General features: G+C 74.0%; 13 protein-coding genes. 4 read left to right on the forward strand and 9 right to left on the reverse strand.

Annotation, left to right across the window (positions count from 1 at the left end):
- The first annotated feature begins 129 nt into the window (after positions 1–129).
- The 3 genes from ACFVVA_RS09850 to ACFVVA_RS09860 all read left to right on the forward strand — a co-directional run bounded on the left by ACFVVA_RS09850 (position 130) and on the right by ACFVVA_RS09860 (position 2,361).
- Positions 130–603, forward strand: coding sequence for a MarR family winged helix-turn-helix transcriptional regulator (locus tag ACFVVA_RS09850; RefSeq protein ID WP_387687590.1), 474 nt, complete (start codon positions 130–132; stop codon positions 601–603).
- A gap of 373 nt (positions 604–976) precedes the next feature.
- Positions 977–1,549 (forward strand): RNA polymerase sigma factor, encoded by a 573-nt coding sequence (locus ACFVVA_RS09855; protein ID WP_387687592.1) that lies wholly within the window; start codon positions 977–979, stop codon positions 1,547–1,549.
- Entirely contained in the window at positions 1,546–2,361 is an 816-nt protein-coding gene (locus tag ACFVVA_RS09860; protein ID WP_387687595.1) for a hypothetical protein, read from the forward strand. The genes ACFVVA_RS09855 and ACFVVA_RS09860 overlap by 4 nt, the downstream gene beginning before the upstream one ends.
- A gap of 102 nt (positions 2,362–2,463) precedes the next feature.
- Here ACFVVA_RS09860 and ACFVVA_RS09865 read toward each other — a convergent pair whose 3' ends face one another.
- The 3 genes from ACFVVA_RS09865 to ACFVVA_RS09875 all read right to left on the reverse strand — a co-directional run bounded on the left by ACFVVA_RS09865 (position 2,464) and on the right by ACFVVA_RS09875 (position 5,660).
- The gene (locus ACFVVA_RS09865) at positions 2,464–3,132 is read right to left on the reverse strand and encodes a GAP family protein (RefSeq protein ID WP_387687598.1); all 669 of its coding nucleotides are present in this window, start codon (positions 3,130–3,132) and stop codon (positions 2,464–2,466) included.
- A gap of 244 nt (positions 3,133–3,376) precedes the next feature.
- Complete coding sequence (gene argG / locus ACFVVA_RS09870) at positions 3,377–4,789, reverse strand: argininosuccinate synthase (protein ID WP_387687601.1); 1,413 nt, start codon at positions 4,787–4,789, stop codon at positions 3,377–3,379.
- A gap of 211 nt (positions 4,790–5,000) precedes the next feature.
- Positions 5,001–5,660 carry a rhomboid-like protein gene (locus ACFVVA_RS09875; RefSeq protein ID WP_387687603.1) on the reverse strand — a complete coding sequence of 220 codons (660 nt, stop codon included), beginning with the start codon at positions 5,658–5,660 and terminating at the stop codon, positions 5,001–5,003.
- A gap of 296 nt (positions 5,661–5,956) precedes the next feature.
- Here ACFVVA_RS09875 and ACFVVA_RS09880 point away from each other — a divergent pair, with 296 nt between their 5' ends.
- Entirely contained in the window at positions 5,957–6,667 is a 711-nt protein-coding gene (locus ACFVVA_RS09880; protein ID WP_387687605.1) for a rhomboid-like protein, read from the forward strand.
- 85 nt (positions 6,668–6,752) lie between these two features.
- Here the strand turns inward: ACFVVA_RS09880 and ACFVVA_RS09885 are convergent, their stop codons facing one another.
- From ACFVVA_RS09885 to ACFVVA_RS09910, 6 genes are all read right to left on the reverse strand, one after another.
- Positions 6,753–7,133 carry a VOC family protein gene (locus ACFVVA_RS09885; protein WP_387687607.1) on the reverse strand — a complete coding sequence of 127 codons (381 nt, stop codon included), beginning with the start codon at positions 7,131–7,133 and terminating at the stop codon, positions 6,753–6,755.
- 195 nt (positions 7,134–7,328) lie between these two features.
- A complete protein-coding gene (locus ACFVVA_RS09890; protein WP_387687609.1) occupies positions 7,329–8,231 on the reverse strand; it encodes an STM4011 family radical SAM protein in 903 nt (300 codons plus the stop codon).
- Positions 8,232–8,242: 11 nt separating this feature from the next.
- Positions 8,243–9,586 (reverse strand): STM4012 family radical SAM protein, encoded by a 1,344-nt coding sequence (locus ACFVVA_RS09895; RefSeq protein WP_387687611.1) that lies wholly within the window; start codon positions 9,584–9,586, stop codon positions 8,243–8,245.
- Positions 9,583–10,425, reverse strand: a complete 843-nt coding sequence (locus ACFVVA_RS09900) for an STM4013/SEN3800 family hydrolase (RefSeq protein WP_387687850.1) — start codon at positions 10,423–10,425, stop codon at positions 9,583–9,585. Before ACFVVA_RS09900 ends, ACFVVA_RS09895 begins: the two co-directional genes overlap by 4 nt.
- 77 nt (positions 10,426–10,502) lie before the next feature.
- The gene (locus ACFVVA_RS09905; RefSeq protein WP_387687613.1) at positions 10,503–11,627 is read right to left on the reverse strand and encodes an STM4014 family protein; all 1,125 of its coding nucleotides are present in this window, start codon (positions 11,625–11,627) and stop codon (positions 10,503–10,505) included.
- Positions 11,628–11,642: 15 nt separating this feature from the next.
- The gene (locus ACFVVA_RS09910; protein ID WP_387687616.1) at positions 11,643–12,578 is read right to left on the reverse strand and encodes an STM4015 family protein; all 936 of its coding nucleotides are present in this window, start codon (positions 12,576–12,578) and stop codon (positions 11,643–11,645) included.
- Between the last annotated feature and the right edge of the window lie 18 nt (positions 12,579–12,596).

The raw sequence follows: 12,596 nt of genomic DNA on the forward strand, positions 1-12,596 counted from the left end.
GGTCCGGGCGGTTGCCGGTCCGGCGTGCTTCGCGGCGGCCGCTGGGTCGTCGCTGCGCTGAGACCAGTAGAGCACGCAATTCAATTGCGCACAACTCAATGGTGTGATGGTGATCGGTACCATGGGTCCATGACCACCCATTCCGGCATGGCCGACGAGGAGCTGCTCCGCCTCGACCGGCAGATCTGCTTCTCGCTCAACGCGGCCTCACGTGCCTTCGGAGGCGTGTACCGGGTGCTGCTGCGGGACCTCGGGCTGACCTACCCGCAGTACCTGGTGATGCTGGTGCTGTGGGAGGAGGGCGAGCTGCCCGTCAAGCGGATCGGCGAGCGGCTGCGGCTGGACTCCGGGACACTCTCCCCGCTGCTCAAGCGACTGGAGGCGGCCGGACTGGTGCGCCGCGAGCGGAGTGCGGAGGACGAGCGGTCGGTCACCGTCCGGCCGACCCCCGAGGGGACGGCGCTGCGTGAGCGGGCCGGGCAGGTCCCGCGCCGGCTGCTCGCGGCGACCGGACTGCCGGTCGAGGACCTGGCCGCGCTGCGCGGACTGCTGGACCGGGTGACCGCCGCGCTGGATGCGGCGGAGGTGGAGCCGGCCCCGTAGGGGGGTGAAGCGGCCCGTGCTCGTGCGCGGGGGTGGCGCGGCGGCTCGCCGGGTGGGTCGGTGGGTCGGTGGGTCGGCGGGTCGGTGGGTCGGGCCGGTGGGGCGTGGGAGTCGGGGGTGCGGTCGTGGGGCTTGTCAAGCCATCCGCCCGCACCCTGTGATCTGGGTCACATTGTTGCCCCTCGGGCCGGGCTCGTGAGGGCGAAGCGGCAGGTCAGCCACGCTGTTCGGAAGTGAACGGAAACGTTCGGCAATTGTCCGCCCGATCCGGTCAACAACCCGGAGCTCCCGGACGGTTACACCACGAGCCCCCAAGGGGCCGTCGGCGTGCCACCCGGTGGGCCGGCCAGCCGACCGATGAAAGGGGGGCCGCGTGAGCACTCCCGGGCCGGGCGAGGAGCGGGGCCTGCGAGCCGACCCGCTCGGCGACCTGCCGAACGACTTCGAGGCCTTCTTCACTCGCGAGAACTCCGGGTACCTCCGTTACGCCCAGCAGCGGCTGCGGCACCGTGAGGACGCCCAGGACGCCGTCCAGAACGCGGGCACCACGCTCTACAAGAACTGGCGCCGGGCCCTGGCCAGCCCCGATCCGCAGGCCTTCGCCTTCAAGATCGTCAAGGACGCGGTCGTGGACGTGCTGCGCGAGCGCCGCCGCGCCGAACGCAAACGACTGCGGGTGATCGCCCAGCGCCGTCCCGACACCAGCCAGGACGAGCTGAACGAGCTCGCCGAACTGGACGCCCTGGACTGGGCGATGGAGGAGCTCGCGCGGGCCGCCCCGGTCCAGGCCGACGTGGTCCGGCTGCGCCAGGCGGGACTGTCCTACCACGACATCGGACGGTCCCTCGGCATCGCGCACACCACCGCCCGCACCTACTACAGCCTCGGACGGCGCCACCTGGAGTACCTGTTGGAGCACCCGGACGACGACGGGGCGCGGACATGAAGGTCGTGGACCTGCTGCGCGTGCACGCCGGTGAGTTGGCCCGGGAGTTCGACGACCACGATCCGGTGGACTTCACGCGCCGGCTGGCCGAGCGGCTCGCCGCCGTTCGACGGCCCGCCCCGGCCGTGCGCGAACGCCCCGCCAGGCCGCCCGCCGGTGCCCGGCCGCCGCACGCGCCGGCCTCGGGGCCGAGCCCGGGACCGGTGGCGGGGACGGGGACGGGGACGGGCGCCGGGCCGGCCACGGGTGCCGGGGCGGGCGCCGGCTCCGGTCCGGGGGCGGGACCCGGTCCCGGGGCGCTCCCCGGGCAGACCAGGTGGGCCGGAGGGCGGGCGGAGCTGCGGCGCGACCTGCGGCACCTGTGCGCGGGGGTGGCGGGCGCGGTGGAGCCGGGCGAGCTGGCCCTGGACCTCGAACTCGCCGAGAAGACCGCCTTCCGCACCCTGGGCTGCCTGCTGTACGGCATGGGCCGCACGGCGGACGGCGTCTTCTGGTGGCGGATAGCAGCCCAGTACGGGGACCAGCTGGCCGTGCACTGCCTGGCGGTGCACTACACGGCCGAGGGCGAGCGGTGCGACGCGGCCCACTGGGCGGCCCAGGCCCAGGACCTCAGCGCCCCGGGCCGGCTGCCGGAGCTGGCGCCGGACGTCCGGCCGGGCGGGGCGGCGGAGCTGGCGCGGGTGCTGGCGGAGCGCTACGACGGCGAGATCCTGCTGACCGTGCGGGAGGCGGTCGCGGCGCGGCCGAGGGCCGACCCCGGGCGGTTGGCGGTCCGGGCGGTCCGGGGGCGGGGAGTGGTGCGGATCCGGTGACCGGGTGCGGCTGCCGGGGCGGCCGGGGTCGGGGGCGGGGCGTGTCCGGGAGAGCGCGCGGGCCGAGGCCGTCGCCGGGGGCCGGGGGCCGGAGGCAGGGGGTCAGGTGAGCCCGGAAACGGCGGCGCCCAGGTACTCCGCGCCGAGCAGCAGCGGGACGACGACCATGATCGCCGCGTTGTGGGTGGCCGTCCAGGCCCGCAACTCGCCGAGGGAGCGCCGCGCGCGGTCGTCGGCCCGCAGGTGGACCGCGAAGGGCACCAGGGTGCCCAGCGAACCGAGCAGCACCAGCACGGCGGCCGCCACCGCCGCTTCCCGGCCACCGGTCGGGACGGCGGCGATGGAGGCGGCCCCGCCGACGGCCGGGACGAGGGTGTTCGGACGGGTCATGACCAGGACCACGGCGAGACCGGCGGACCGGGCGGCGGACAGCCGGTCGATCGAGAGCAGCCAGACCGGCGGCGCGGTGACCCGGCCGGGGCGCGGCCGCTCGCGCCACTGCCGGGCGGCCAGCAGGAGGAGCACGACACCGAGGGCGAGCTTCAGCCAGGACGGCCAGGTCGGCGTGGTGCGGGTGGGGTTCCACGCGGTTCCCGCCGCCACGACGGCGGCTACCACCGCGGTCAGGCCGAGCAGCCAGCCAGCCGTGAAGGCGACCCCGTTGGCCCGGCCGCGCGGTGAGGCGAGGATCAGGAGGAGGGCGATCAGCGGCAGCGGGGAGAGCGCGACCGCCACCGCGGAGGCCAGCATCGGGCCGATCGCCTCGCCCATCCCCGCACCTGCCCTTCCCGCCGCCGGGCGCCGTCCGCCATTCAGCTACCGACGGGCGGGCGGCGCACGGCCGGTGCCGCCGTTCGGGTGAGGGCGGAGCGGAGCGCGGGTTCGGGCGGGTGCGGGGGTGGGCGCCGAGGCGTGCCGACGGGTGCGGGCTGGTGCGGGCGGAGGGTGCGGCGGAGAGCGACGGAGGGCCGCCGCACCACCGGGGTGCGACGGCCCTCCGCGGGCACGGGCTGCGTCAGTCGGTGCCGGACTCGATCGCCGCGAGGTCGAGCGCGGTGGGGTCCTTCTCGTCACCGCTGCCGGCGGCGATGGGAGCCGCACCGCCCGGGGCGAGCTCGCCGATCAGTCCGCTCCACGGCGCCAGCTGGCCGTGCACCGCGTACTGCTCCAGCTTGCTGCGCGAGTCGGCGATGTCGAGGTTGCGCATGGTCAGCTGGCCGATCCGGTCGTCCGGGACGAAGGCGGCGTCGACGCTGCGCTCCATCGACAGCTTCTCCGGGTGGTAGCTGAAGTGGGGGCCCTGGGTGTCGAGGACCGAGTAGTCCTGGCCGCGCCGCAGCCGCAGGGTGACGCTGCCGGTGACCGGGTGGCCGATCCAGCGCTGGATGCTGTCCCGGAGCATCAGCGACTGCGGGTCGAACCAGCGGCCCTCGTACAGCAGCCGGCCGAGCCGCCGACCCTGGGTGTGGTACGTGGCGATGGTGTCCTCGTTGTGGATGGCGTTGAGCAGCCGCTCGTAGGCGATGTGCAGCAGCGCCATGCCGGGGGCCTCGTAGATGCCCCGGCTCTTGGCCTCGATGATGCGGTTCTCGATCTGGTCCGACATGCCCAGACCGTGCCGGCCGCCGATGGTGTTGGCCTCGCGGACCAGGTCGACGGCGCTGGCGAACTCCTGGCCGTTGATCCGGACCGGGCGGCCGAACTCGAACTCGACGGTGACGTCCTCGGTCAGGATCTCGACCTCGGGGTCCCAGAAGGCCACGCCCATGATCGGGCTGACGATCTCCAGGGAGGTGTCCAGGTACTCCAGCCGCTTGGCCTCGTGGGTGGCGCCCCAGATGTTGGCGTCGGTGGAGTAGGCCTTCTCGGCGGAGTCCCGGTACGGAAGGTCGCGCTCGGCGAGCCACTCGGACATCTCCTTGCGGCCGCCGAGCTGGTCGACGAACGCCTGGTCCAGCCACGGCTTGTAGATCCGCAGGCTGGGGTTGGCCAGCAGGCCGTAGCGGTAGAACCGCTCGATGTCGTTGCCCTTGTAGGTGGAGCCGTCGCCCCAGATGGAGACGCCGTCCTCCTGCATGGCACGCACCAGCAGGGTGCCGGTCACCGCGCGCCCGAGCGGGGTGGTGTTGAAGTACGTCTGCCCGGCGGAGCGGATGTGGAAGGCGCCGCAGGCGAGGGCGGCCAGGCCCTCCTCGACCAGCTCGGCCCGGCAGTCGACCAGTCGGGCCTGCTCGGCGCCGTACGCGCGGCCACGGGCCGGGACGTCGGCGAGGTTCGGCTCGTCGTACTGGCCGATGTCGGCCGTGTAGGCGTAGGGGAACGCACCGTGCTCGCGCATCCACGCGACGGCGACGGAGGTGTCCAACCCACCGGAGAATGCGATGCCGATCCGTTCACCGACCGGCAGCTTGCTCAAGACCTTCGACATGGATGCACCCTTGACCCGCGTAGCGGGCCCCTGATCTAGCGATGTGTGACGGGAATCGGCGTAATCGATCCGATGCCCGAACTCTGGCATAGATTTGCAGAGCAATGCAAGAGCATACGAAAGCCTGGGTGGCTGCAGGGGGCTGCCCGGCCGCCGCGCGTCGGGCGGCGATCCGGCCGACTCGCTTGGCCGGACAGGTAGTTGGGGCCGATCAGGAGGTCAGGGCGGGCGCCCGGGTGCGCAGCCAGACGGTACGGGAGGCGAGCGCGCCCAGCCCGAGGGCGACCAGGTGGCCGGCGTCGGCCAGCTGCTGATCCAGCGCCCAGGCGGCGGCCAGGGCCAGGGCGAGCGCCGACAGTCCGTAGCGACGCAGCGGACGCGGGCCGAGCGCGAGGAGGCAGGCACCGGTGGCGACCAGGCCGTAACTGATGCCCACGTCCCGGGCGCGGGAGAGCGCGCCCGGGATGCGGGCCGTCACCATCACCCACATGGCGCCCTCGGTGAGCAGGGTGGCGCCCAGGTGCCCGAAGACGAAGACCGCACCGGCCCGGGCCGGACCCCAGCGCCACTCGGCCAGGCCCAGGACGACGGCGACCGCCGCGATTCCCGCCCAGGACGGGACCCCGTCGACCACGAGGCCGCTGGTGAACAGGGTCCACCACTTGCCTACTTCCATGTGATGGACGTTGCTGCTGTTGTGCCGCACGAAGCGGGCCCGCTCGGCATGGCCCTGGCTCGCCAGCCAGGAGGCCGTCACGGTCAGCAGCAGGACGTACGCCGTGGTGAGGCGCAGCCGGACGGCGGCTCTCAGCGCCGGGTGCCGGGAAGCCGCGGGGCCGGTCGGTGTCCTCGTGGCGAGGCGATCGCTCATCGTGCCTGGTGCCCTTGTTCGGCGGTTCCCGGAACCGGCTCGCCCGGTGCGCGGCGGGGAAGGCCGCGGCCGGGACGGTCCGAGCGTCAGCGTACGCGAACGGCCGGAAGGCGCCGGGGTCGGAGGCGGGGGCCGGGAGGCGCGGTTCTCTCGTGCGGCTACGTCGTGGTGGCAGGACGTTGCGGGTGGCGGGCGACCCGGCGACCCGGCGACCGGTGGCGGGGTGGCGGGTGGCGGCGGGGCCGGGCGGGGGTGAGGGTGAGGGGGATGCTGAGGAGTGTCGCGAGGAGGCGTCGATGGCCGGCAGCACCGTCAAGGGCCCCGAGGCACACCGGCGGCCACGGTGGGCGCGCGCCGCCCACGCGGTGTGGGCCTATGTCCGGCGCGCGCCGGGCACCTACATCTGGCTGGCGATCCTGCTCGTCACCACGCAGGTGATCCGGCACGTCGATCCGGCGACCGCCGACCGCATCCTGGAGCGGCGTTCGACCAACCTCCACCACCTCCAGGTCTCGCCGGTCCGTGTCCTGGTGACCAGTGCCCTGTGGATCGCGGGCGGCGGCTGGCTGTCCTACTTCCTGCTGTACAACCTCTTCCACGTGCCCGCCGAACGATGGCTCGGCACGCTGCGCTGGATCTCGGTGGCAGCGCTCGCGCACGTCGGCGCCACGTACCTCAGCGAGGGCGTGCTCGGCTGGGCGATCCACCGCGGGCTGGCCTCGCCGAGCGCCGTCTACACCCTGGACTACGGCGTCAGCTATGCGCTGGCCGGAGTGGTCGCGGTACTCACCTATCTGATCGTCCGGCCCTGGCGGTACCTGTACGCGGCCGGGGTGTTGGTGGTCTACGGGCTGGGCGTGCTGCAGAGCAGGGACTACACCAGCATCGGCCACTTCAGCGCGGCCCTGATCGGCTTCGCCTGCTACCCACTGACCCGGGACCGCCCGGGTTCTTTCGACCCGGTCGCCTCGGCCCGCACGGTCTGGCGGCGGGCGCGCCGACGGTGACCGACGGCCGCCGGTGGGACGGGTCGGCGGGCGGGTTCGCGGGGCCGTCCGCCGACCGGGCGGGTGGCGGCGGGCGGCGGGACGACTAACGGCCGATTCGCTGGGACACGCAGAGGATGTTGCCTTCGCTGTCCTTGAACCAGGCCGCGCGCATGCCCTCGCCCTCGGCGACGCCGTTGACGGTCTTCAGACCGGGGAAGTCGTACTCCTCGAAGGTGATGCCGCGGTCGCGGAGGCCGGCCATCTCGGTGTCGAGGTCGGCGACCTTGAAGCTGGCCAGGGTGTGGGCGGCCTGACCCCCGCTGGGGGTGTGGTAGACGGTGACCTGGGTGCCGCCGGTGTCGCAGACGAACTCCTCCTCACTCTCCTCGGCGAGCTTGAGGCCGAGGGTGTCGGTGTAGAAGGCCTTGGCGCGGGTGAGATCGGCGGCGGGGATGACTGCTTGCAGCGGAGCGTCTCCAAGCATGGTGTTTCGCCTCCTCCCTGTCACCACCAGGCTAGGGATGTGCGGGCAGTACCGCCCGGTGGACGCGGAACGGCTTCGGACTGTGCGCGGGAGATTGCCGGACGTCATGCGGGGCCGGCCTCCGGAGCGAGTTGACCTCGGCGGCGCGGGCGAAGTGAGGCCTTCACCCGGGGTGGCCGGCCGGCCGCGGAGGTGTCACCGGCCCCGTGGCCACCCGTGCGGCACACGTTCCAGTACTCCCGCACCGAACAGCTCGTACAGCGGCAGGGTCTCCAGGTGGACGTAGCCGATGTGACAGTCGCAGACCGGCAGCGGACAGGCCCGCGCCCGCAGTCGGGTGCGGTAGCTGCCGTCGTACAGGTTGCCGAGGACGTCCCGGACGAAGTGGCAGCGGCGCACCGTGCCGTCGCCGTCCACCGACAGCACGGACTCGCCGGTGCGGCACGGCAGCCCGGCGCTGGGATGGGCGTGCCGGCTGTAGCCGAAGTGCGGGTCGAGAGCGGCCCATCGGGCGGCCTCGGCGTCGGTGTAGTCGAGGCCCTCGGCGGCGTTGACCCACAGGTAGACGTTCTCGGAGAGCTCGGCGCGCAGTCGGCCGGCCTCGTCGAGGTGTTCGGGCCGGCCGACGACGCCGACGCTGTACCGCACACCGAGTGCGTCCAGCTCGCGGCACTTGGCGAGGAAGCGGTCACGGGTGACCTGGCCGGGATGGAAGGTGACCCAGAGGGCGAGGGCGTCGAGGTCGGCCTCGGCGAGCCAGCCCGTGCGACAGCTGAGGTTGGTCTGGATCGCGACGCGGCGGACGTGCGGCAGGCGGCTCAGCTCGACCAGCGCGCGGCGGTACCAGGACCGCACCAGCCCCTCGCCCCAGGGCGTGAACAGCAGCGACAGGGTGTCGCCGGTGCCCGCGCGCCCGGCGGCCCAGCCGGTGAAGCGCTCCAACGCGGCCCGGTCGGCCCGCAGTTGTCCGGGGCTGTCGCGCCGCTTGGCGAACGGACAGTACGGGCAGTCGTAGTCGCAGGAGGAGAGCGGACCGCGGTAGAGCAGGGTGAGGTCCCGCGCGCCGTCCTCCTCCGGTGGCCGCGAGGCGGAGGGCATGCCGAGGAAGGTCATTTCGCCTCGTACGCCGCCATCAGGGCCCGGACCCCGGGCGAGAACAGCATCGGCCCGACGGCGTCCGAGTGCGCCAGGCCCTCCGGGCTGAGCCGCAGGAACGCCGGGTCGCCGTCGGCGAGCCAGCCGCGCTCGGCGAACCGGGCCAGCTCCGCCGGGAAGTCCTCGGCCGGGGACCCGCCGAACCGGGCACGGTAGTCCGCCAGCGACATGCCCTCGGCCTGGAGCAGCGACTGCACCAGGTGCCGTCGGCGCGGCTCCGCACCGCCCATCCAGTGGCCCACCTCGGCACGGTGGAAGTCCTCGGTGGCGACGTAGTCGTCGATGATGCCGCGCACCTCGGTGGCGTTCACCGCGTAGTCGAAGGAGTAGTGCAGCCGCGAGGTGTAGGAGCGGGCGCCGCAGCCCAGGCCGACCATGCCGTCGGTCTGGCAGGCGTACTCGCCCGCCCCGGCCTGCGGGGAGGCGGCCCGGCGGAACATCCGCATCGACACCTGCTGGTAGCCGTGGGCGAGCAGGTGGTCGCGGCCGGCCCGGTAGAGCGCGAGCCGCCGGGTGTCCCAGGCGGACCGGCTCTCCTGCTCCCCGCGCCGGGCCAGGCCGGTCAGCGGGCGGACGTACAGCGGGTAGAGGTACAGCTCCTCGGGCCGCCACGCGAGCGCGGTGTCCAGCGAGCGGAGCCAGCTCGCCTCGGTCTGGCCGTCGATGCCGTAGATGAGGTCGATGTTGAGCACCGGGAACCCGGCCGCGCGGATCCGGCCGAGGGCGGCCTCCACCTCGGCCCGCTTCTGCGGGCGGACGGCGGAGCGCGCCTCGGCGTCGTCGAAGGACTGCACGCCCAGGCTCAGCCGGGTGGTGCCCCGGGCGGCCAGCACCTCCAGCCGGTCGGCGGTCGCGGTGGCGGGCGAGGCCTCCACCGAGAGCGGTACCGCCCGCAGGTCGGCGGCCATCCGCCGCTCGGCTATGTCGCACAGCCGTTCCAGCTCGCCGGCCGTCAGGTAGGTGGGGGTGCCGCCGCCGAAGGCGGCCAGCGCGAACCGGGCCCCGTCGTCCAGCGCGGCGCGCACCGCCGAGGCCTGACGCTCCAGGGCGTCCAGGTAGGCCGTGGTCAGGCCTTCCGGGCTGCCGATCCGGGTGAACAGGTTGCAGAAGCCGCAGCGGACCTCGCAGAACGGGATGTGCAGGTAGAGCGAGAGCGCGTGCTGCGGTTCGCCGGCCCACAGCTCGCGCAGCGGCGGACGTTCGGGCAGCGGGCGGTAGGCCGTCTTGTGCGGGTACGCGTAGACGTACGACTGGTACGGCGAGTCCGGGCGCGGGGGCGCGGTGGGCGCGGTGGTCATGCGGGCTCCTCGGAGGTCGCGGCGGCGCCCGCCGGTCGGGCGGGGAGGGTGAAGTGCGCGTACGGGACCGTCCAGACCACCTCGTGGCCGATCCGGTGCCCGGTGTAGCCGTCCTCGCCGTAGGCGGTGCCGTGGTCGGAGCAGACGATCGCGAAGCAGGGGCGGCGGGCGCTCATCGCGGCGAACAGCCGGCCGATGTGCGCGTCCACGTACTCCAGGGCGGCGGCGTGGCTGGCCCGCGAGTCCCCGTGCTCGCGGGTGGCGCCGGGCAGGTGGAACCAGTTCGGCTGGTGCAGCGCCGAGACGTTCAGGAAGAGGAACAGCGGCTGGTCGGCGGGCTGTTCGGCGGCGACCCGCTCGGCCCGGGCGACCTGCACCTCGAAGGACGTCGGCGAGGCCACGCCGGACTCGGGTGCCCAGTGGCTCTCCTGGAAGAGGCCGGGGAGCACCGAGCCCAGGGGGCCCTGCTTGTTGAAGAACCCCACACCGCCGATGCACACCGTGCGGTACCCCGCCGCGGCCAGGGCCGTCGGCAGGTCGGGGGCGTCGAAGACCCAGGTGCGCGGGGCGGTGCTCTCGGATCCGGCGAAGCGGGCCGCGAACAGGCGCGGGTGCGGTCCGTCCGGGGAGGCCGGGGTCGGCAGGAAGCCGGCCAGGATCGCCTGGTGGGACGCGTAGGTGAAGCTGCCGGGCGCGTGCCGGCGCTCCCAGCGGCCGCCGGGGAGGACAGCGGCGAGGTGTGGGATGCGGCCGGCGGCGGCCAGTTCCTCGGCGACGTCGAAGCGGAGCGTGTCGAGGGTGACGAGCAGCAGGTCGTGGCTGCCGACGACGGCGTTCATGTCGGGGGTGGGAACGGGGGCCGGGGTGTGGTCCGGGGTCGGGGTGTGGGCCGGGGCCGGGGTGGTGGTCAGGTGGTTCATCGAGCGGGTTCCGTGATCTGGTGGTCCGTCGTCGCGGGCGACGACGGGGAGGGGGTGGTGAGGGCGGCCAGCTGGGCGCCGTAGGTGTCCAGGCCCTCGGCGGGGCCGCCGGGCAGGCCGGTGAGGCGGGGGAGCAGGTCGCCGAAGGCGTTCACCTCGCCGACCAGGGCGCGCCGCCAGCCGGCCGTGGGCAGCACGTCGACGCCGACCATCGGCGAGCCGGGGAAGCAGGCCGCCGCGCGCTCGGCCGTCTCCAGCAGGGCCGGCCAGGCAGGCCCCGCGGCCTCCCGGACCTGGTCGATGCTGCCCCGGGCGCCGCCGAGGTGCAGGTTGGTCATCGGCTGGGTGCTGGTGCGCACCACGGCGTGGGTGGCCCGGCCGGCGACCACCACCACCCGCAGGTCCGCCGAGCGCCCCGACTGCGAGGCCTTCGGGATCCACTGCTCGACGTGCAGGCCGTCCGGTGCCAGGCCGTCGACGATCGCGGCGACCTCCCGCTCGCCGCGGTAGCGGCGCACCCGCAGCGAGTTGTGCAGGCCGCCGTCGGTGAGCTCCACCGAGGTGGTGGCCTGCACTTGCCCGCGCGGCCCGAACTCCAGGGCCATCACCCCGGAGGCGGAGGAGCCGTGCGCCGGCTTGACGAAGACCCGGTGCAGGCCGGCCGCGGCGAGGCGCTCGCGCAGCTGCTCCCAGCCGGTGACCTCGCCGCCGAGCGCCCTGGGCACCGGCACCCCGGCCGCGGTGAGCAGCGCGTGCGCCCGGCGCTTGTCGAACATCACGGCGATCTCCTCCGGATCGCCGAGCAGCCGTACGCCGGGCCGGGCGGCCAGCCCGCGCAGCGCGGCCATGACCCCCGCGTACCAGACGGCCGTGCCCTCGACCCTGGTCGGCGCGTAGCCGGGGCCGAGCGCCGGGCCGCGCAGCAGCCGGTCGACCTCGGGATCCTCGCCGGGAGACTCGATGCGCAGCAGGCCGTCCTCGGGCAGCCGGTACCGGCCGCGCAGCACGTCCAGCCAGGGCAGAACGGCGGGCTCGGGCAGTCCGGCGGCCCGGGCGGCGGCCGCGAACAGCGTCACCCGTCGGTGCCCCGGGTTGCCGAGGACGGTCAGTCGCACGGTCATCGCCTCCGTGTCCGGCTACTCGGAGACCGAGACGTAGCGGTCGTCCTCGTCGTCCATCTCGTCCGCCTCGGCGTCGTTGAGGTCGAGCTCGACCCCGGGCAGGGCCTCGTGCAGACGTTCCTGCATCGCGTCGCTCAGGTAGTGGTGGTGCAGGTCGAGGGAGCGCAGGTGAGTGAGCGGCTGGCCCTCCAGCAGGGCGGTGGCGCCCTCGTCGGAGAGCACGCCCATCGAGATGTCGAGCGACTCCAGCCGGGCCACCACGGGGGCGTGGGCGAGGGCGGCGGCGATCTCGTCCTGGAGTTCGCTGTTGGCCAGCCCGAGGTGGCGCAGCTTCGGCAGCCGGGAACCGTCCAGGAACGGCGCCAGATCGTCCATCGTCGCGTCACCGCCGTACTCGTCCACACCGAGCCAGAGGGTCAGGCGCTCCAGCACGGGCAGTTCGGAGCCGGCCACCGCGCGCACCACGGTGGCCGGAAGGCCGCCGGACTCGAAGCGCAGGCTGGTCAGCCGGTCGTGCCGCACCGGCTCCAGGGCGAGGTCCGTGCCGCCGCGCACGGCCAGCGACCGCAGCCCGGGGAAGGCGTTCAGCAAGGGGGTGACGTCGTCCATCTCCAGCCAGGAGATCTCGCACTCGTCGAAGGTCACCTCGCCGAGGAACAGCGCCTCCAAGGCGGGCAGGCGCCGCGCCTCGGCCGTGACGGCCTCGACGGCGGAGCGTACGGGCGTGTAGCCGTCCTGCCACCAGGCGCCGATCACCACGGCGCGGACACCGGCTGGGTCGACCTCCTCCAGGAAGGACTGCCAGAGCTGGACGAAGTCCTGCTTGGAGCCGTACTCGAGGGACAGCCGCCAGGCGACGGCGCCCGCGGCGGGCCGCGGCCGGGCGTCGGCGGGCGTGAACTCGTGGACCGGCAACTCGTGGAAGCGTTCGATGTGGCGGGAGACGGTCATGGAGGATCCTGGTGGGTC

Source organism: Kitasatospora sp. NPDC058048 (assembly GCF_042885555.1).
Lineage (GTDB): Bacteria > Actinomycetota > Actinomycetes > Streptomycetales > Streptomycetaceae > Kitasatospora > Kitasatospora lactacystinica.

What these genes read in the sequence shown, in the direction of transcription:
- ACFVVA_RS09850 (WP_387687590.1), top strand. Translation starts at nt 130, where the DNA reads ATGACCACCCATTCCGGCATGGCCGACGAGGAGCTGCTCCGCCTCGAC.
- ACFVVA_RS09860 (WP_387687595.1), top strand. Translation starts at nt 1,546, where the DNA reads ATGAAGGTCGTGGACCTGCTGCGCGTGCACGCCGGTGAGTTGGCCCGG.
- ACFVVA_RS09865 (WP_387687598.1), bottom strand. Translation starts at nt 3,132, where the DNA reads ATGGGCGAGGCGATCGGCCCGATGCTGGCCTCCGCGGTGGCGGTCGCG.
- argG (WP_387687601.1), bottom strand. Translation starts at nt 4,789, where the DNA reads ATGTCGAAGGTCTTGAGCAAGCTGCCGGTCGGTGAACGGATCGGCATC.
- ACFVVA_RS09875 (WP_387687603.1), bottom strand. Translation starts at nt 5,660, where the DNA reads ATGAGCGATCGCCTCGCCACGAGGACACCGACCGGCCCCGCGGCTTCC.
- ACFVVA_RS09880 (WP_387687605.1), top strand. Translation starts at nt 5,957, where the DNA reads ATGGCCGGCAGCACCGTCAAGGGCCCCGAGGCACACCGGCGGCCACGG.
- ACFVVA_RS09885 (WP_387687607.1), bottom strand. Translation starts at nt 7,133, where the DNA reads ATGCTTGGAGACGCTCCGCTGCAAGCAGTCATCCCCGCCGCCGATCTC.
- ACFVVA_RS09890 (WP_387687609.1), bottom strand. Translation starts at nt 8,231, where the DNA reads ATGCCCTCCGCCTCGCGGCCACCGGAGGAGGACGGCGCGCGGGACCTC.
- ACFVVA_RS09895 (WP_387687611.1), bottom strand. Translation starts at nt 9,586, where the DNA reads ATGACCACCGCGCCCACCGCGCCCCCGCGCCCGGACTCGCCGTACCAG.
- ACFVVA_RS09900 (WP_387687850.1), bottom strand. Translation starts at nt 10,425, where the DNA reads ATGAACGCCGTCGTCGGCAGCCACGACCTGCTGCTCGTCACCCTCGAC.
- ACFVVA_RS09905 (WP_387687613.1), bottom strand. Translation starts at nt 11,627, where the DNA reads ATGACCGTGCGACTGACCGTCCTCGGCAACCCGGGGCACCGACGGGTG.
- ACFVVA_RS09910 (WP_387687616.1), bottom strand. Translation starts at nt 12,578, where the DNA reads ATGACCGTCTCCCGCCACATCGAACGCTTCCACGAGTTGCCGGTCCAC.